The organism is Mesorhizobium sp. M0207 (assembly GCF_040321995.1).
Lineage (GTDB): Bacteria > Pseudomonadota > Alphaproteobacteria > Rhizobiales > Rhizobiaceae > Mesorhizobium.
Map to the genome: position 1 here is coordinate 148,185 of NZ_JAMYSQ010000015.1, position 16,527 is coordinate 164,711.

Sequence of the window (16,527 nt, forward strand, 5' to 3'; positions counted from 1 at the left end):
ATCATGACGAACGACAATGCCGCGCCGGTGATCCTGATCGACGACGACCGCGATCTCCTCAAGGCCACCGTGCAGACGCTGGAGCTTGCCGGCTTCTCGGTCTCCGCCTTTGCGGTGGCGGCTGAGGCGCTGGCCGGGCTCGACGCCGGTTTTACCGGCGTCGTGGTGTCGGATATCCGCATGCCTCAGATCGACGGCTTGCAGCTTTTCAATCGCATCCTGCGGCTGGATGCCGACATTCCCGTCATCCTCGTCACCGGCCACGGCGACATCGCCATGGCCGTCAAGGCGATCAAGGACGGCGCCTACGACTTCATCACCAAGCCCTTCGCCGCCGACCGGCTGGTACAGAGCGTGCGCCGCGCAGCGGAAAAGCGCCGCCTGGTGATGGAGAACCGCGCCTTGCGCGAGGCGGCCGGAGAGGCGCAGGACGGCCTGCCGCTGATCGGCCAGACGCCGGCGATGGACAGGCTGCGCCGCACACTACGCCAGATCGCCGACACCGACGTCGATGTGCTGGTGACCGGCGAGACCGGCTCTGGCAAGGAGGTGGTGGCAAGCCTTCTGCATCGCTGGAGCCGCCGCGCCAAGGGCAATTTCGTCGCGCTGAATTGCGGCACGCTGCCGGAGACCGTCATCGAGAGCGAGTTGTTCGGCCATGAGGCCGGCGCCTTCACCGGCGCGCAGAAGAAACGGATCGGCCGCATCGAGCACGCCAGCGGCGGCACACTGTTCCTCGACGAGATCGAAAGCATGCCGGTCTCGACACAGGTGCAGATGCTGCGCGTGCTGGAGATGCGCGAGGTCACGCCGCTCGGCACCAACGAGGTGCGCCCGGTCGACCTGCGCGTCGTCGCCGCCGCCAAGGTCGATCTCGGCGATCCGCGCCAGCGCGGCGCCTTCCGCGAGGACCTCTACTACCGGCTCAACGTGGTGACGATCTCGATCCCGCCACTGCGCGAACGCCGCGACGACGTCGCCCTGCTGTTCTTCTACTTCGCCGAGCGCGCCGCCGCCCGTTTCCACCGCCAGGTGCCGGCAGTGCCGGCTTCGGTGCATCGCCATCTGAGCGACCATGACTGGCCGGGCAATGTGCGCGAACTGGCGCATTTCGCCGAGCGGTTCGTGCTTGGGTTGGAGGAAGGCGCCGAAGCACAACCCCCTGCCCCGGCTCAATCGAACGCCGCCATGAAGCTGCCGGAGCGGCTGGAGCGCTACGAGGCCGACATCATCCGCGAGACGCTTGGCCGCAACGACGGCGACGTCAGGCGCACGATCGAAGCGCTGGGGATTCCGCGCAAGACCTTCTACGACAAGCTCCAGCGCCACGGTATCGTGCGCAGCGATTTTTCCAGGTAACCGCCGCCGGGCCTCGACCGGGCGACTCGGTTACTTGGCGTCGTGGAAGATGATACCGACAGTGTGGCGCATGCCGGAGCGAAGCCGGCTGACGCCGTGCCTGAGATTGACCCGGTAATTGCCCTTGCTGCCCTGGACCGGTCGATTGTGGACCGCGAAGGCGACCGCGTCGCCCCGGCGCAGCGGCACCACCTCGGCGCGGCTCTGCATGCGCGGACGCCGCTCGGTCAGCACGAACTCGCCGCCGGTGAAATCCTTGCCTGGTTCCGACAACAGGATCGCCACCTGCAGCGGGAAGGCCAGATCGCCGTAGAGATCCTGGTGCAGGCAGTTGAAGTCGCCGGGAACATATTGCAGCAGGAGCGGCGTCGGCCGCGTCTGGCCCTGCTCGTGGCATTGCTCGAGGAACGCGGCGTGTTCGTCGGGATAGCGCTGCGCGATACCCATGCGCTCGTTCCAGTCATTGGCGACCGCGGCCAGGCGCGGATAGAGCGCGGTGCGCAAGCCGCCGATCAAGTCGGGCAAGGGATAGCGGAAATAGCGGTACTCGCCCTTGCCGAAGCCATGCCGCGCCATATGGACATGGCTGCGGAAATGGCTCTCGTCCGAATAAAGTCCGGCGATATGCCGGCACTCCTGCGGCGTCAGCAGCTTTTCCATCACCGCGCAACCATAGCCGCTCAGCTCATCGGCCAGCGTCCGCCAGTCATATCCGGCAACGCGCACCTCCGCCGATTTCACCGCCGCTTTCGCGCCTATCGAATGGATGGTCATGGCTTCGCCTCCTGTGGCTTCTCTGTCATTGAGATGGGTGAAACGGCGCGCGCGGACCACCCGTTTCTTGCCGGGTGAACTCGTTAGCGATTGTCTCGGGGATTTCGTTGAATACAATGCAGCGGGGCTTGCCGCGATGGGGGGCGATTTGATCGGACGGGTTCGACAAGGGGACGGGGCAGTCCGGCAATTCCTCGTTTGCCTCGTTGTCATGCTGGTCTCGGCGCTCCCGGCCTTGTCCGCCAGCAGCGACTGCGTCAGCGATGACGAGGTCGATCCGGCAGTGCGGATTCCCGCCTGTACGCGCATGATCGAGGACCCCACGGAGCCTGTGGCCAACCGCGCGACTGCCTACTACAAGCGCGGCGAGGCACGGGCATCACAAGGCGACTACGACCGTGCGATTGCCGATTTGGGCCAGGCGATCGACCTCGATTCGAAATTCGCCGGTGCTTACTATGTCAGAGGCACCACAATGGTCGAAGTGGGCGAAAATGATCGCGCCATCGCCGATTTTGGCCAGGTGATCAGCCTCGACCCGACAAACCCGGAGCCGTACAACGGCCGAGGTCTCGCCTGGGAGCACAAGGGCGACTACGACCGCGCCATTGCAGACTATGATCAGGCCATCAGCCTCGATCCGAAGCATTCCGATGCCCACAGCAACCGGGGCAACGCCTGGGCAGACAAGGGCGACTACGATCGTGCCATCGCCGACTACGACCAGGCAATCAGCCTCGATCCTAAAAATGCGAGGGCCTACAACAACCGTGGTGTTGCCCGGAAACAAAAGGGCGAATACGACCGAGCCATCGCCGACTATGAACAGGCGATCAGTCTGGATGCGAAAGACGCCAGACCCTACAGCAACCGTGGTGCTGTCTGGGTACACAAGGGCGACTATGACCGCGCCATTGCAGACTATGATCGGGCGATCGACCTCGACCCGAAACATGCCGACACGTATGGAGATCGTGGCATCGCCTGGGCACGCAAGGGCGATAATGATCGCGCCCTTGCCGACTACGATCAGGCAATCGGCCTGGGTCTGAAAGAGGCCAGCATCTACTACGACAGAGGCCTGGCCTGGTCGCACAAGGGTGACTACGATCGCGCCATCGCGGACTACGATCAGGCGATCAGCCTCGATCCTCGCGATGCCGATGCCTATCAAGGTCGAGGCATCGCCTGGGCACGCAAGGGCGATAGTGATCGCGCCCTTGCCGACTACGATCAGGCAATCGGCCTAGGTCTGAAAGACGCCAGCACCTACAACAACAGAGGCCTGGCTTGGTCGCACAAGGGCGACTACGACCGTGCCATCGCCGATTATGACCAAGCGATCGGCCTCAATCCTCAGGACGCTAGTGCTTACAACAATCGAGGCGTTGCCTGGAAACACAAGGGCGATTACGACCGCGCTATCGCGGATTATGACCAAGCGATCGGCCTCGATTCCCAGGATGCGACGGCTTACAACAACCGTGGCATTGCCTGGAAGAAGAAGGGTGACGACGACCACGCTATCGCCGACTACACCCAGGCAATCAGCCTCGATCCAAAAAACGTTGATGCCTGGTACAACCGAGGGCTCGTCTGGTCTGACAAGGGCGACTATGATGGCGCCATTGCCGACTTCAGCCAGGCAATCACGCTCGATCCTAAAGACCCAACTGCCTACGACAACAGAGGCAATGCCTGGGCACACAAGGGCGACGATGACCGCGCCATTGCCGACTATAGCCAGGCGATCATGCTCGATCCAGTACATGCCAAAGCCTTCAGGTACCGAGGCCGTATCTGGCACAAGAAGGGCCATGATGACCGCGCCATTGCCGACTACGACAAGGCGATCAGCCTCGATCCGAAAGACGCCCGTGCTTACAATGGCCGGGGCGTTGTCTGGTCGGCAAAGGGCGACTACGCCCGCGCGACCGCCGACTACGATCAGGCAATCAGCCTCGATCCGAAATATGCCTATGCCTATTTTGGCCGCGGCATTCTCGCGTTCTATTCGAGCGCGCTGGCCAAGGCGCAAGCCGATTTCGGACAGGCGGCCACGCTCAAGCCCGACAATGCCTATTTTGCGATCTGGCTGGAGATGACGGAGCGGCGCAGCGGTGCGGTGGGCCACTTGCAGGAAGCGACTGAGAAGCTCGATATGACCAAATGGCCGGCGCCAGCGGTTCGCATGCTGCTTGGAGAACTGACGCCGGCCGAGGTATCGGCGGCAGCCGACGACGCCGACCCGGCCAAGAAGCGTGGCAATTTGTGCGAGGCGAACCTGTTCATCGCCGAACTCGATCGGCTGCAACGCCATGACGACGAAGCCTTGCGGCTCTACCGGGTCGCTGCCAGCGATTGCCCTGGGGACTATTACGAATACGTTGCGGCCAAGGCCGCTCTGCACGAGCTGGGCGCGGTTCCGTGAAGATAACTTCCGAGACATTGATGATGCGAGGAGCGAATTGACCGGACCGGTTCGAGTGTGGCTCAAGCCTTCATGGTGGGCACTGGCCGCTGCAATCGTCCTGACGGTTTCGGCCCTGCCGGTGTCCGCGGCCAGCAGCGACTGCGTCAGCGACGATGAGGTCGATCCGGCGGTGCGGATTCCCGCCTGTACGCGCATGATCGAGGATGCGACAGAGCCCCTCGAAAACCGCGGTATTGCCTATTTCAAGCGCGGCAATGCCCTGACGGAACGAGGCGACTATGACCGCGCGATCGCCGACTACAGCGCGTTCATCGGCATCGCACCGACCGTCGCCAGCGGCTACTACAACCGGGGCATCAGCTGGGTCTTCAAGGGCGACTACGACAAGGGCATCGCCGATCTGGACAAGGCGATCAGCCTGGACCCGAAATATGGCGATGCCTACTACAACCGCGGCGTCGCCTGGACCTTCAAGGGCGAGAACGACCGGGCTTTGGCCGACTATGACAGGGCAATCAGCCTCAATCCGGGAGACGGCAGAAATTACCACAATCGCGGGCTGATCTGGTCACGCAAAGGCGACGACGACCGCGCGATAGCCGACTTCGACCGGGCCATCAGGCTCAACCCGAACGACGCCGGTTCCCTGAACGATCGAGCCGATGCGTTGACCAGCAAGGGCGATGAGGAGCGCGCGCTGGCCGACTATGACAAGGTGATCAGCCTCGATCCGAAAAACGCGCATGCCTACTACCGGCGCGGCAACGCCCGGCTGACGGCCGGCGATTTTGACGGCGCCATCGCCGACTACAGCCAAGTGATCAGCCTCGATCCGAACGATGAGAGCATCTGGTACAACAGAGGGGTGGCCTGGTCAGGCAAGAGCGACAATGACCGCGCCATCGCCGACTACGACAAGGCAATCAGCCTCGATCCGAAAGACCCCAACGCGTACTTCAATCGAGGTATCGCCTGGACTAGCAAGGGAGGCAATGATCGCGCCATCGCCGACTACGACCAGGTAATCAAGCTCGACCCGAAACAAGCCCTCGCATATAATAATCGTGGCTTGGCCTGGGTGGCAAAGGGGAACGATATTCGCGCCTTCGCGGACTACAGTCGCGCAATCGATATCGACCCAACACTTGCCATCGCCTACAGCAACCGAGGCTTTCTCTGGAACAAGCGAGGTGAGTACGATCAGGCCATCGCCGAATACGACCGGGCGATTGGTCTCGATCCGAAAAATCCAAGAATTTACCACAACCGCGGCATTGCCTGGATGGGAAAGGCCGGCGACGGTCGAGCCATTGCTGACTTCGACCAGGCGATCCTGCTCGATCCGAATTATCCGTACAGCTACTCAAACAGGGGTGTTCTTTATTTCTATTCCGGCTCGCTGGCGAAGGCGCAGGCTGACTTTGAAAAGGCGGCCGCTCTCGAGCCCGACTACGCCTATTTTGCCATATGGCTGGATATTGTTGAGCGACGCAACGGCGCGGCGAGCCATTTGCGGGAGGCAGCTTCCAAACTCGACATGACGAAGTGGCCGGCGCCCGTGGTTCGAATGCTGCTTGGCGAAAAGACGCCCACCGCGACATTGAACGACGCCGATGACTCGGATCCAACCAAGAAACACGGCAAGTTTTGCGAGATCGGTTTCTACAACGCGGAACTCAGCCGGCTCAAAGGGCAACGCGATCAGGCACTATCGCTTTACAGGCATACCATCAGCCATTGTCCAAAGAATTTTATCGAATACCGTGCCGCCAACGCTGCATTACGCGAGTTGGGTGTTTCGCCGTAACTCTGCCCGACGGATGTTCGTTTGCTAAGAAGACTGATCCGAACACGATAGAGGTGCATTCTGCCAGACTGATCCAAGCCGGCCGGCGTCCATATGTCAGGAGCCTTCGCCAGCGCGATTCCGGTTTTCACTGGCCCGCGCTAGACTGGCAGCAACCGCAACCGGACTGCCCCCGGCATGATCGTCCAGACCTGCATCAATGGCGCGCGCAGCGCCGATTTTCACCCGCGACTGCCGCTTGATCCCGAAGCCATGGCGCGCGACGGTGCGACCTGCGTCGCCGCCGGTGCGGCCGAACTGCATGTCCATGCCCGCGGGCTGGACGGTCGCGAAAGCCTGGCTCCGGCGGCGATGGACCAGACTGTGCTAGCGCTTCGTCGCGCCTGCCCTGGAACGCTGATCGGCGTGTCGACCGGCGCCTGGATCGAGAATGACGACGAGCGGACGCTGGCCGCGATCGCCGCTTGGAGCGAGCTGCCCGACTATGCCTCGGTCAATCTCAGCGAAGACGCCGCGCCCGCTATCATGGAGCGTCTGCGCCAGCGCGGCATTGGCATCGAGGCGGGGCTTGCCTCCGTCGCCGACGCCGAACGCCTGGTGAGCCTCGACCATGGCAAACGCGTGCTGCGGATCCTGATCGAAATCTCCGAGCAGGAGCCGGATGCTGCGCTGGAGATCAGCGACGATATCGCCGCCGTGCTCGACGGCGCCGGAATGCGCCGGGCAATCCTGCTGCACGGCGCCGACGCCACGGTCTGGCCTTTCGTGCACTGGGCGGCGGAACGCCGTTGGTCGACGCGCGTCGGACTGGAAGACGGCAAGGAGCTCCCTGATGGAACAGTAGCATCTAGTAACGCTGCGCTGACAGCGGCAGCCGTCGCTATCTTCGAGTCCAGCCGTTAACGCGGGAACGGCCAATCTCCTCTTCACTGGGGAGATGCCAAGTTTGGCAACGAGGCAGGCCAAAGTCGGCCGAGCATAAGTGTCGCGGCACGCTATATCAATAAAACGTATCTAAAACTTTACGTGTTAATTAAACCAACAATTAATCGGCACATCAACGATCACGTATGTTAATGCTCTCCTGCACCGGGGACCATTTTTTGATGAACATCATTCCACAGAATGATCACGCTCCGCCGCGTCGGATTCAACAGTATACATCGATACAGGTACTGCGGGGGCTAGCAGCTCTCATGGTTGTTATCTATCATCTTCCGGCCGCGCTGGGCATGCTCGATCTGCGTATTCCCGTTCTAAACAGCGGCGTCGACCTGTTTTTCGTCATTAGTGGTTTTGTAATGGTTCTCTCGACAGAGAACAGACGCGCCGACCACCGTGCTTTTTTGATGCAGCGCTTCACGCGCGTCGTTCCCTTCTATTGGGTTATGACCTTCCTCATGGTCACCGCACTTTGGTTGTTTGCCGGTCGTGCAGTGTTTCTTGAGCAGATCACCAATAGCCTGCTTTTCATAGCCTATCTCGATACGGTCACAGGCTATGTCCAACCGGTGCTTGGCGTGGGTTGGACGCTCAATCTGGAAATCCTGTTTTACATTCTGTTCGCAGCGACTATGCGTTTCGGCACGCTGACGCAAATGGCCATGGTCGGCGTTGTCTTTGCAATCGCCGTAGCGGCGCGCATCGTCTTCAAACCCGCCGCCGACACTGTGCTGTTTTTCTATACCACGCCAATCCTGTTTGAGTTCCTTGCCGGCATGGCGCTCGGCCACCTGGTCGGCAGACTGGCGCGTTTGCCTACCGTCCTGGGTGTCTCGGCGCTCGTGTTCGCCATCGTGTCCATGCTGGTGATGGTACTTGGCTTCAACTTGCCGCGAACCCTTGCTCAGGGAATCCCGGCCTTGATCCTTGTCGCCGGTTGCATCAGCCTGGAAAGCTATTTCCGGCTTTTTGCTCCTCGCCTGCTGGCAAGGTTGGGCGATGCCTCCTACTCTCTCTATCTGACGCATCCTATCGTGCTGCTTGCGACCGCTCCTGTCGTTGCAAGCGTCAGCGTATCACCATGGCTTGCTGGCATGGTTATTGTCACCGCCTGCATTGCCGTCTCCCTGGCCAGCTACAGTTTTGTTGAAAAGCCGATTTTGGCCATTTCGCGGATGAGCCTTTCCGCCCGTCACGTGAAGGCATGAGTTGCGGCTGCGCTCCGCGGAACCACGCTGTCCCGCCAATCTTAGACCGGCGGCGCTGAACCTTCAAAAGATCCGGAAACAAAAACCCGCCTCGGGAGGACGGGTCGTTGGAGCCAAATTGGCACCATACCCAAATTAGTAGCATAGCTGCCGGCACAAAGCAAGAACAAAATGTGGCGACATCGACGAAACTGCCGATAGGCGCAGCGGCACGGCGGATGACATGGCTCTTGCCGTTGTTAAAAATCTCTCATAAGGTATTTTCATATCAGAAAGAAAATACGATCATTTCTTTCCCTTTATGAAAGCCTGAGCGTTTGCGGGAACATCTCGATCAGACCGACCGGCGACTGGTCAAGCTGCTGTCGCAAGATGCGCAGCTTGGCGTCAACCGCCTCGCTGAGAAGATGGCGATCTCGGTGCCGACGGTGCGCATGCGGCTGCGCAACCTGCTCGACCGCAACCTGCTCAAGATCGTCGGGCTGCTCAACCTGACCGAACGCCCTGAGCTGATCTCGGCCATCGTCGGCATCAATGCGCAAGGGCGCGGCCGGGCGCGAGAACTGGCGCAGCGCATCTCCGAACTGCCTTTCGTGAACTCGGCCGCCGTCGTCACCGGGCGCTTCGACATCATCGTCGACGTAACCGTGGCCGGCGATGTCGCCGATCTCTACCGCGTCACCAGCGAGCTGATCCCCGGCGCCGGCGAGCCGGGCGAGGTGGTGCGCAGCGAAACCTTCGTCGTCATGGCGTCCTGCAACAAATGGGTCAGCCTGCCGGAAGGCTGCTGGTCGGACGAGACGCGGAAGGAAATGGCATGAAGATCGCGGTTCTCGGCGGCCTCGGCCTGCAAGGCCGGGCGGCGATCGCCGACCTCGTTGCCAGCGACGGTGTCGAGCAAGTGGTCTGTGTCGACACCGCAACCGACGGCGCTGCGCGGCTTGGCGGCCTGACCGACCTTGCCAGGGTGCGTTTTGTCGTGCCGGAGGGCGCGATCGGTCCGGTGCTGGCCGAGGTGATGAAGGACGTCGATGCGGTCATCGACCTGTTGCCGCAGCCGCTGATGCGCGACGCGGTGCAGGCGGCGATCGCGACGCGCACGCCGCTGGTCACCACCAATTACGGCAAGGCCATCGCCGATCTCGCTCCCGAGGCCGAAAAGGCCGGCGTGTCGATCGTCACCGAATGCGGGCTCGACCCCGGCATCGACCTGGTGCTCTACGCGCGCGCCGCCAGCCAGTTCGACACCATCACCGCGATCGATTCCTACTGCGGCGGCATTCCCGAGCCGAAGGCGGTGGTCGAGCCGCTGCGCTACAAGGTGAGCTGGAATTTCGACATGGTTCTGGTCAGCCAGAACCGCGACAGCGTGCTGGTCGAGGACGGTAAACGGGTCGATGTGCCGGCCGCCCGCCAGCACGACAATCGTTTCATCCACGAGATCGAGGTGGCGGGACTGGGCAGGCTCGAAGCCTTCCCCAATGGCGACGCGCCGCATTATGCCGGCATGCTCGCCGCCGCCAAGGGGCTGCAGCGCTCCGGCCGCTATTCGCTTCGCTGGCCCGGCTGGTCGGCGTTCTGGGCGCCGCTGAAGCAGCTCGGCTTCCTGTCCGAGGACAAGGTGCAAAGCACCGGTGCCAGCCCACGCGAATTCCTCGGCCGGCTGCTTGGCCCGCAACTGCAATATGGCGCCGACGAAAAGGACCTTTGCGTGATGCGCAACGTCTTTGTCGGCAGCGAAGGCGGCCGCCGCAAGACGGTGACCTCGGAGCTGGTCATCGAACGCGACCTCGCCTCGGGCCTATTCGGCATGAGCCTCGGCGTCGGCTATCCCGCCAGCATTGTGGCGCAGATGCTGGCACGGCGCGAGATCGCCGCGCCCGGCCTGCTCAATCCGCTGCTGCATGTTCCCGATGGCCGCTTCCTCGATGAGCTGGCCAGGCGCGGCATCAAGGTTGCCGAAACGGTGAGCTGGGACTGAAGGATTTTCGAACGGTGGTCGCCGCCGGCAACGGCGCTGCCGCTCAAAAAGCACCTCGATGGGGTGAAACAACAAGTGGAACAACAAACGAAACAAGGAGGAATGCCCAAATGAAGATTGCCAAGCTTTTCATCGCCGGCCTTGCGCTCGCTGGCCTTACCGCTGCCGCCAGTGCGGGAACGCTCGACGAGATCACCAAGCGCGGAGAGTTGCGCGTCGCCGTGCAGACGCAAGGACCGCCCTTCTCGCTGGTGGGTGCTGCCGGCGAACGCACCGGCAGTTCGGTCGAACTCGCCGAACTGATGGCCAAGGAAATGGGCGTCAAGATCACCTTCCTCGACTTCGACTGGGACGGCCTGATCCCGGCGCTGCTGTCGGGCAAGGCCGATCTTCTGGTCGCCGACATGACCCCGACACTGGCGCGTGGCATGAAGGTCGCCTTCACCAAGCCTTACATGTACACCGGCAGCACAGTCTTCACCAAGGCTGGGACCGCCTTCAAGTCCACCGAGGACTGCAAGGCCAAGGGCACCAAGATCGCCGTGCTGCTCGGCGCCACCGGCGAGAAGGAAGCCAAGGCCGCCTTCCCCGACGCCGATATCAAGAGCTACAAGGGCGGCGGCCCGCTGCTGCTCGACGCCGTCAACAACGGCCAGGCCGATTGCGGCGTCAACGACGTCTCGGCGGTCAAGGGCCAGTCGACCGCTTACCCCGCCGACAGCTTCATCATCATGCCGGACATGCTGTCGAAGGAGCCGCTGGCCTTCGCCACACGCTATGACGAGCAGGACCTGCTGGTCTGGATGAACCTGTTCCTCGACCAGGTCAGCCTCGACGGCCGCCTGCAGAAGAACCTCGATTACTGGGTCAATTCCGACGCCTGGAAGAAGGATCACTAAGTAGAGTGAATGGTGAATGGTGAATAGTAAGTAGTAAGTAGTAAGTAGTAAGTAGTAAGTAGGGAGTATGGGAGTAGGGAGCAGGGGAGTAGGGAGCAGGGAGTAGAGAAGAGCTACTCGCTACTCGCTACTCGCTACTCGCTACTCGCTACTCGCTACTCGCTACTCGCTGCTCCCATTCCAAATTCCCTATTCACTATTCCCTACTCACTACTCACTACTCACTATTCACCATTCACTATTCACCATTCACCGTCCAAAATGCTCGAAAACTTCAGCTTCCGCACCATCGTCGAATATCTGCCCCTGTTCGGGCAGGGCCTCGTCACGACCGTGTGGCTGTCTGTCCTCTCCTTTGCCGGCGCGCTCGCCGTCGGCATCGTGCTCGCCGCCATGAACCTGCAGCGCGGCCGGCTGTTCCGCGTCCCGGCCAAGGCCTATATCGACGCGGTGCGCGCCACGCCGCTGCTGGCGCAGCTTTATTTCCTCTATTTCGGCCTGCCGCGGCTCGGCTTCGTCCTGCCCGAGCTCGTCGTCGGCATCTTGGCCCTGTCGCTGAACAGCGGCGCCTATGTCGCCGAGATCATCCGCGCCGGCATCCTGTCGATCCCGCGCGGCCAAGTGGAGGCCGGCGTTGCTTCGGGCATGACCTATGTCCAGCGCATGCGCCTCGTCATCCTGCCGCAGGCGTTCAAGGTGACGATCCCGCCGCTGCTCGGCCAGGCAATCGTGCTGGTCAAGGATTCCGCCCTGTTGTCGCTGATCTCGGTCGCCGAACTGACGCGCGCCGGACAATTGCTCGCCTCCGACCGCTTCATGCCGGCCGAAGGCTTCATCACCATCGCCGCCTTCTACCTCCTGCTCTATTACGGGCTGAAGGGGCTGGCGGCGCTCTCCGGGCGCTGGCTCGGCCTGGCGGGGGCACGGACATGATCTGGCAGCAGCTGCAAAGCATCGCCGGCAGCTATCCCCTCGCCTTGCGCGGCCTCGGCATGACCGTGGTGCTGTCGCTGATCAGCCTGGTGCTGGGCACGCTGCTCGGCTTCGGCCTCGGCATCCTGCGCACCGGCGGCAACCGGCTGATCAGCGGCGCGATCGGCGCCTGGGTCGACCTGATCCGCGGCACGCCGTTCCTGGTGCAGATCTTCCTGATCTTCTTCATCCTGCCGGAACTCGGCATCGAGCTCGACGCCTTCACCGCCGGCATCATCGCGCTGACCAACCTGGCCGCCTGCTTCATCTGCGAGATCGTCGTCGCCGGCATCCGCTCGGTGCCGACCGGCCAGGTCGAGGCAGCGCTTGCGTCCGGCCTGTCGCGCTGGCAGCGCATGCGCCAGGTAGTGCTGCCGCAGGCGATGCGCATCGTGCTGCCGCCGCTGGTCGGGCAATATGTGCTGCTGATCAAGGATTCCTCGGTCGTCTCGGCCATCGGCCTCACCGACCTCACCCGCGTCGGCTGGCTGGTGGTGCAGCGTGTACCCAATGGGCTGCTGGTCTTCTTCCTGGTCGGGCTCGGTTACTTCATCGTCTGTTACCCCCTGATCATGCTGGCCCGCCGGCTGGAGCAACGCATGGGCGCGGCGCATGGCGAGGTGCAGTTGTGACATCGAACCTCAAGGGTCCGGCAATATGACCAAAACCGGCATGATCGAATTTCGCGGCGTCAACAAATGGTTCGGCACGCTCAACGTGCTGAAGGACATCAAGCTCAGCGTCGAGCCGCGCGAAGTGGTCGTCGTCTGCGGCCCGAGCGGCTCGGGCAAGAGCACCCTGATCCGCTGCATCAATGGGCTGGAGACGATCCGCGACGGCGACCTGACGGTCGACGGCCAGCGCCTCGGCGACCCCGCCACCAACATGACGCGGCTGCGCACCGAGATCGGCTTCGTCTTCCAGTCGTTCAACCTCTACCCGCACAAGACGGCGCTCGAGAACGTCACCCTGGCGCCGATCCATGTCCGCAAGATCCCGCGCGCTGAAGCCGAGAAGGCCGGGCGCGAATTGCTCGCCAAGGTCGGCCTCGCCGACAAGGTGAACGCCTATCCGGCGCAGCTGTCTGGTGGCCAGCAGCAGCGCGTGGCGATCGCGCGCTGCCTCGGCATGCGCCCCAAGATCATGCTGTTCGACGAGCCGACCTCGGCGCTCGACCCCGAGATGATCTCGGAAGTGCTCGACGTCATGGTCGCGGTGGCCGAGGAAGGCATGACCATGATGGTGGTGACGCACGAGATGGGCTTTGCCCGCAAGGTCGCTCAGCGCGTCGTGTTCATGGACGCCGGCGCCATCGTCGAGAGCGGCACGCCGGATGAGTTCTTCTCCAACCCGAAGACCGACCGCAGCCGCGCTTTTCTGAGCAAGATCCTGCGGCATTGACAGCAGCGACAATACGCACCGAACCTGCCGTCGCCTTTGCGCCGAGGTTGCGCTCGAGCCTACAATGAATCATCCGCAGCGGCGCACTATGGCGACACACCGAGCGCGCGCAGTGCATTGCCTGCTGCGACATATTCGATGAAGTCGTGGGGGCAGTCGCGTACCGCAAGCCGGTACCGCCGCAAGGCTTCATCGTCACGGCCGTCGAGCCGGTAAAACTCCGCGACATAGAGATTGGCCTCGCATAGATTTCCGCGTTTCTTGGCCGGGACCGGGACGGGATCGTCGGCTGCGGCCAACGCTGCTTCGGGCGTCTGTTCGCAAAGAAACATGCGAACCAGCGGCGCCGGCCAACTTCACGGCCGCGGCCAAGACACTTCGGGTCTCGCCGTCGGCGATCAGCAAGATGATCAGGCAACTGCAAGCGCGGCTTAGCGCGACCCTTCTGACGCGGACCACGAGGGCGACGAGCCTGACTGAAGCCGGCGAGAGGTTTTGAGCCAGGCAGGACCGGCGCTGGAGCTCATCCTTGCCGCAATGAGGGATGCGGGAAGCTTTGCCGAAAAGCCTGCCGGCCGGTTGCGGTTGAATGTCCCGCAGATGATCTATCCGAACTTCCTCAAAGTACCAGAAACTTAGGTAATTATACTTTCCAAATCCCTGCCCCGGAGCGCCGATCTGGTTCCTTTCGTGGCTCCTGCGGACGTGGCCGCGCTGTTCGCGACCAAATCTTGCGCAGGGTTAACGTCCGCTCTGGGCCTAAGATCTGCCGAAGCGTTCAGCCGACCAAGCGGCAGCAATGGGTGGCGAGCCGACGCTCCACGCGAACGCATGGAATGGCCGGCTTGCTGGGCTAGCCGGACGTTGAATGTGGATCAATTCGGGCTGAAAAGAAGCACAGTTCTGGCTCCATGACGCCGGCAGAGCCGATGGTGCCGCCAGCGCAATTCCTTTCTCTGCCCGTTTCGGACCGACGCTTCTCAGAACGCGAAATCCGCGGACTGAACGACATCGGCTGGGAGCCAGGTTTCATGAACTTGCAAGATCTCGGGCCCCCGGCTGTAGCCGCGATCGCGGATCACCATCGTCGTGACCCGGCCATTGTTCGGTTGATCAGAGTCCTTCGCGTCGCGTTGCCATTCGTGGTAGTTCACGACCGCCAGGTCGGCGCTTTGATGGCTGATCCGGATGTCGCGTATTTTGATACGGAAGGCCGGATTCGATCCGTAGATGCTCTTCATGTAACCTGCGAAATCATTTTTCCCGAACGCCCTGCCGCCCGGCATGATGGCGACCAGATCGTCGCTGATCCGGTCGAGCGCGTTCTTCTTGAACGTCGCATCGTCGCCAGGGCATCGGCCCGCCACCCAGTCGGTGAAGAATCCGTGGATGTCGTGGATCGTCGCCTCGATTTCCTTCGTTTGAAGGGACATTTTTTCCTCCTGTCTCAAGATGATGCTGGATCAGGCGCTTTACGCCGTGGCTTGCCCCGACCGGACGCTGCTTGAGGACAGCCCGTACCACGCGAGCCACAGGCACATGAGAAGCGAGGAAATCAGCCAGATCGGACCCCCGATGCCGATCCCGAGCTGCTCACCGAGTGTCCACCCGGTTGCCGAAAGGATACCGAACGCCGAGCCGACGATCGCGGCCCATCGGGGCAGTATCCCAACGTTGTCGCGGGCATCGTGATACGCGACAAGCGCTGTCGCCAAGGCTAGCGCCCAGAATCCGTTACCCATGCCGCCGGAAAACGCCCACCAGGTCATGAAGGCGTTGGTGTCACCCCGGTCGGCCGCGACCGCGACCACCGATGCCTCGGCGACCGCGGTGGAGAACGTGGTCAGGGCGCCGAGAGCCATCACCATCCAGGCGGAACTCAGCATCGGCGAATGCCGGACCCGGGGGTTGAGCGCCAGGTTCAGGAACGAAGCGCCGGCGATCAGGAACAGCGCCGCTGCCGCCGTCCAATGGACCGTAGCCCATCGCCCATGGCCCTCGGCGATATTCTGCATCTGAACAGACAAATCCGCGTCCGGTGGCCCGTGAAAGACGAGCGCAGCCGCCAGCAGCAGCGTTCCGGTGGCGAGCCAGACACCGCCCGGCCCGCTCATGCTGTTATTATTCGTTTGCATCGGGAAAACCTCCTGTGGCCTTTACCACGCCATGAAGTTTAGACCCGCGCCACGGTTGCCCGCTTCGGCGTAAATACCCACGCAGCGAGAAATTTTGGCTTGGGTAAGATTACCCAGATACGCCCATGCCGATCAGGCCGTGCTCGACCGCCAAGGCGGTGGCTGCCGCGCGCGTGCGCACGTTCAGCCGCGTCAGGATATCGCTAACGTGACGGTCTACCGTCCGCTGGCTCAAACCGAGCTCGCCGGCAATTTGAGGAGGTGGCGGCAGGTTACCGATGTGACAGAAGTTCGTTTCGGGCTCAATCGAGCCGTTCATCGCGTCCGCCGCCGAGGACCGGGGGAAGGGTGGATGCTGCCATTCGTCTCGTCGATGGGAACGAGTAGGTAGCGCCAATATCGCGACATTCATGGCGCTTCTCAAAAGCGGCCCTTCGCGCAACGGCTCGAATCGACCGATAGTGTTGAAAAAGTCCGGGTTGCAGCAGTCCTGAAGCACTGATTCAATCTTCGTCGTAAGAGGAGATTGAGTCGATGATGGGCGAGCAAAGTGTGATGCAGGAGGAGCTGTTCTACGGCTTCAGCCTGGAGCGGCATGTGCCGGCGGATCACCTG

At 62.1% G+C, this 16,527-nt stretch carries 18 protein-coding genes; 12 read left to right on the forward strand and 6 right to left on the reverse strand.

Translation table 11 applies throughout. The features are described 5' to 3' along the window. Window positions 1-3 precede the first annotated feature (3 nt). Window positions 4-1,359, forward strand: coding sequence for a sigma-54-dependent transcriptional regulator (locus tag NKJ15_RS20515; protein WP_352817142.1), 1,356 nt, complete (start codon window positions 4-6; stop codon window positions 1,357-1,359). A gap of 30 nt (window positions 1,360-1,389) precedes the next feature. Here NKJ15_RS20515 and NKJ15_RS20520 read toward each other — a convergent pair whose 3' ends face one another. Further along, entirely contained in the window at window positions 1,390-2,133 is a 744-nt protein-coding gene (locus NKJ15_RS20520) for a 2OG-Fe(II) oxygenase (RefSeq protein ID WP_352817145.1), read from the reverse strand. 235 nt (window positions 2,134-2,368) lie between these two features. On the opposite strand from NKJ15_RS20520, the gene NKJ15_RS20525 reads away from it, so the two are divergent. The 10 genes from NKJ15_RS20525 (at window position 2,369) to NKJ15_RS20570 (ending at window position 13,777) form a co-directional block, all read left to right on the forward strand. Further along, window positions 2,369-4,564 (forward strand): tetratricopeptide repeat protein, encoded by a 2,196-nt coding sequence (locus NKJ15_RS20525; RefSeq protein ID WP_352817148.1) that lies wholly within the window; start codon window positions 2,369-2,371, stop codon window positions 4,562-4,564. 37 nt (window positions 4,565-4,601) lie between these two features. Then, window positions 4,602-6,374 carry a tetratricopeptide repeat protein gene (locus NKJ15_RS20530; protein WP_352817151.1) on the forward strand — a complete coding sequence of 591 codons (1,773 nt, stop codon included), beginning with the start codon at window positions 4,602-4,604 and terminating at the stop codon, window positions 6,372-6,374. Window positions 6,375-6,551: 177 nt separating this feature from the next. Beyond that, window positions 6,552-7,277 (forward strand): 3-keto-5-aminohexanoate cleavage protein, encoded by a 726-nt coding sequence (locus NKJ15_RS20535; protein ID WP_352817153.1) that lies wholly within the window; start codon window positions 6,552-6,554, stop codon window positions 7,275-7,277. A 203-nt stretch (window positions 7,278-7,480) separates the two neighbouring features. Then, the gene (locus NKJ15_RS20540) at window positions 7,481-8,524 is read left to right on the forward strand and encodes an acyltransferase family protein (protein WP_352817154.1); all 1,044 of its coding nucleotides are present in this window, start codon (window positions 7,481-7,483) and stop codon (window positions 8,522-8,524) included. Window positions 8,525-8,841: 317 nt separating this feature from the next. Further along, window positions 8,842-9,345 carry an Lrp/AsnC family transcriptional regulator gene (locus tag NKJ15_RS20545; RefSeq protein WP_023677254.1) on the forward strand — a complete coding sequence of 168 codons (504 nt, stop codon included), beginning with the start codon at window positions 8,842-8,844 and terminating at the stop codon, window positions 9,343-9,345. Continuing rightward, window positions 9,342-10,505: a saccharopine dehydrogenase family protein gene (locus NKJ15_RS20550; RefSeq protein ID WP_352817157.1), complete on the forward strand. Its 1,164-nt coding sequence runs from the start codon at window positions 9,342-9,344 to the stop codon at window positions 10,503-10,505. Before NKJ15_RS20545 ends, NKJ15_RS20550 begins: the two co-directional genes overlap by 4 nt. Before the next feature lie 110 nt (window positions 10,506-10,615). Further along, window positions 10,616-11,404, forward strand: coding sequence for an ABC transporter substrate-binding protein (locus tag NKJ15_RS20555; RefSeq protein WP_352569105.1), 789 nt, complete (start codon window positions 10,616-10,618; stop codon window positions 11,402-11,404). 261 nt (window positions 11,405-11,665) lie between these two features. Next, the gene (locus tag NKJ15_RS20560) at window positions 11,666-12,337 is read left to right on the forward strand and encodes an amino acid ABC transporter permease (RefSeq protein WP_023720609.1); all 672 of its coding nucleotides are present in this window, start codon (window positions 11,666-11,668) and stop codon (window positions 12,335-12,337) included. Beyond that, entirely contained in the window at window positions 12,334-13,008 is a 675-nt protein-coding gene (locus NKJ15_RS20565; protein WP_023677250.1) for an amino acid ABC transporter permease, read from the forward strand. The genes NKJ15_RS20560 and NKJ15_RS20565 overlap by 4 nt, the downstream gene beginning before the upstream one ends. 25 nt (window positions 13,009-13,033) lie before the next feature. Further along, a complete protein-coding gene (locus NKJ15_RS20570) occupies window positions 13,034-13,777 on the forward strand; it encodes an amino acid ABC transporter ATP-binding protein (protein ID WP_352473770.1) in 744 nt (247 codons plus the stop codon). Between the two features lie 86 nt (window positions 13,778-13,863). Here the strand turns inward: NKJ15_RS20570 and NKJ15_RS20575 are convergent, their stop codons facing one another. Further along, complete coding sequence (locus NKJ15_RS20575; RefSeq protein WP_352817161.1) at window positions 13,864-14,076, reverse strand: hypothetical protein; 213 nt, start codon at window positions 14,074-14,076, stop codon at window positions 13,864-13,866. 107 nt (window positions 14,077-14,183) lie between these two features. On the opposite strand from NKJ15_RS20575, the gene NKJ15_RS20580 reads away from it, so the two are divergent. Beyond that, window positions 14,184-14,276: a LysR family transcriptional regulator gene (locus tag NKJ15_RS20580; protein WP_352685235.1), complete on the forward strand. Its 93-nt coding sequence runs from the start codon at window positions 14,184-14,186 to the stop codon at window positions 14,274-14,276. A 481-nt stretch (window positions 14,277-14,757) separates the two neighbouring features. On the opposite strand, the gene NKJ15_RS20585 is transcribed toward NKJ15_RS20580, so the two are convergent. The 4 genes from NKJ15_RS20585 to NKJ15_RS20600 all read right to left on the reverse strand — a co-directional run. Then, on the reverse strand, window positions 14,758-15,210 hold the full coding sequence (locus NKJ15_RS20585; protein WP_352541233.1) for a nuclear transport factor 2 family protein: 453 nt from the start codon (window positions 15,208-15,210) through the stop codon (window positions 14,758-14,760). 39 nt (window positions 15,211-15,249) lie between these two features. Next, the gene (locus NKJ15_RS20590; protein ID WP_352614409.1) at window positions 15,250-15,912 is read right to left on the reverse strand and encodes a hypothetical protein; all 663 of its coding nucleotides are present in this window, start codon (window positions 15,910-15,912) and stop codon (window positions 15,250-15,252) included. Window positions 15,913-16,021: 109 nt separating this feature from the next. Beyond that, entirely contained in the window at window positions 16,022-16,231 is a 210-nt protein-coding gene (locus tag NKJ15_RS20595; RefSeq protein WP_352817164.1) for a LuxR C-terminal-related transcriptional regulator, read from the reverse strand. A 101-nt stretch (window positions 16,232-16,332) separates the two neighbouring features. Next, window positions 16,333-16,527, reverse strand: a 195-nt coding sequence (locus NKJ15_RS20600) for a hypothetical protein (RefSeq protein ID WP_352817167.1), incomplete at its 5' end; no start/stop codon positions are given.

Bases quoted from the DNA above. Each gene is read 5' to 3' on its own strand.
- NKJ15_RS20560 (WP_023720609.1), top strand. From the start codon at position 11,666: ATGCTCGAAAACTTCAGCTTCCGCACCATCGTCGAATATCTGCCCCTG.
- NKJ15_RS20555 (WP_352569105.1), top strand. From the start codon at position 10,616: ATGAAGATTGCCAAGCTTTTCATCGCCGGCCTTGCGCTCGCTGGCCTT.
- NKJ15_RS20515 (WP_352817142.1), top strand. From the start codon at position 4: ATGACGAACGACAATGCCGCGCCGGTGATCCTGATCGACGACGACCGC.
- NKJ15_RS20585 (WP_352541233.1), bottom strand. From the start codon at position 15,210: ATGTCCCTTCAAACGAAGGAAATCGAGGCGACGATCCACGACATCCAC.
- NKJ15_RS20570 (WP_352473770.1), top strand. From the start codon at position 13,034: ATGACCAAAACCGGCATGATCGAATTTCGCGGCGTCAACAAATGGTTC.
- NKJ15_RS20540 (WP_352817154.1), top strand. From the start codon at position 7,481: ATGAACATCATTCCACAGAATGATCACGCTCCGCCGCGTCGGATTCAA.
- NKJ15_RS20595 (WP_352817164.1), bottom strand. From the start codon at position 16,231: ATGAACGGCTCGATTGAGCCCGAAACGAACTTCTGTCACATCGGTAAC.
- NKJ15_RS20520 (WP_352817145.1), bottom strand. From the start codon at position 2,133: ATGACCATCCATTCGATAGGCGCGAAAGCGGCGGTGAAATCGGCGGAG.
- NKJ15_RS20565 (WP_023677250.1), top strand. From the start codon at position 12,334: ATGATCTGGCAGCAGCTGCAAAGCATCGCCGGCAGCTATCCCCTCGCC.
- NKJ15_RS20590 (WP_352614409.1), bottom strand. From the start codon at position 15,912: ATGCAAACGAATAATAACAGCATGAGCGGGCCGGGCGGTGTCTGGCTC.
- NKJ15_RS20535 (WP_352817153.1), top strand. From the start codon at position 6,552: ATGATCGTCCAGACCTGCATCAATGGCGCGCGCAGCGCCGATTTTCAC.
- NKJ15_RS20550 (WP_352817157.1), top strand. From the start codon at position 9,342: ATGAAGATCGCGGTTCTCGGCGGCCTCGGCCTGCAAGGCCGGGCGGCG.
- NKJ15_RS20580 (WP_352685235.1), top strand. From the start codon at position 14,184: ATGATCAGGCAACTGCAAGCGCGGCTTAGCGCGACCCTTCTGACGCGG.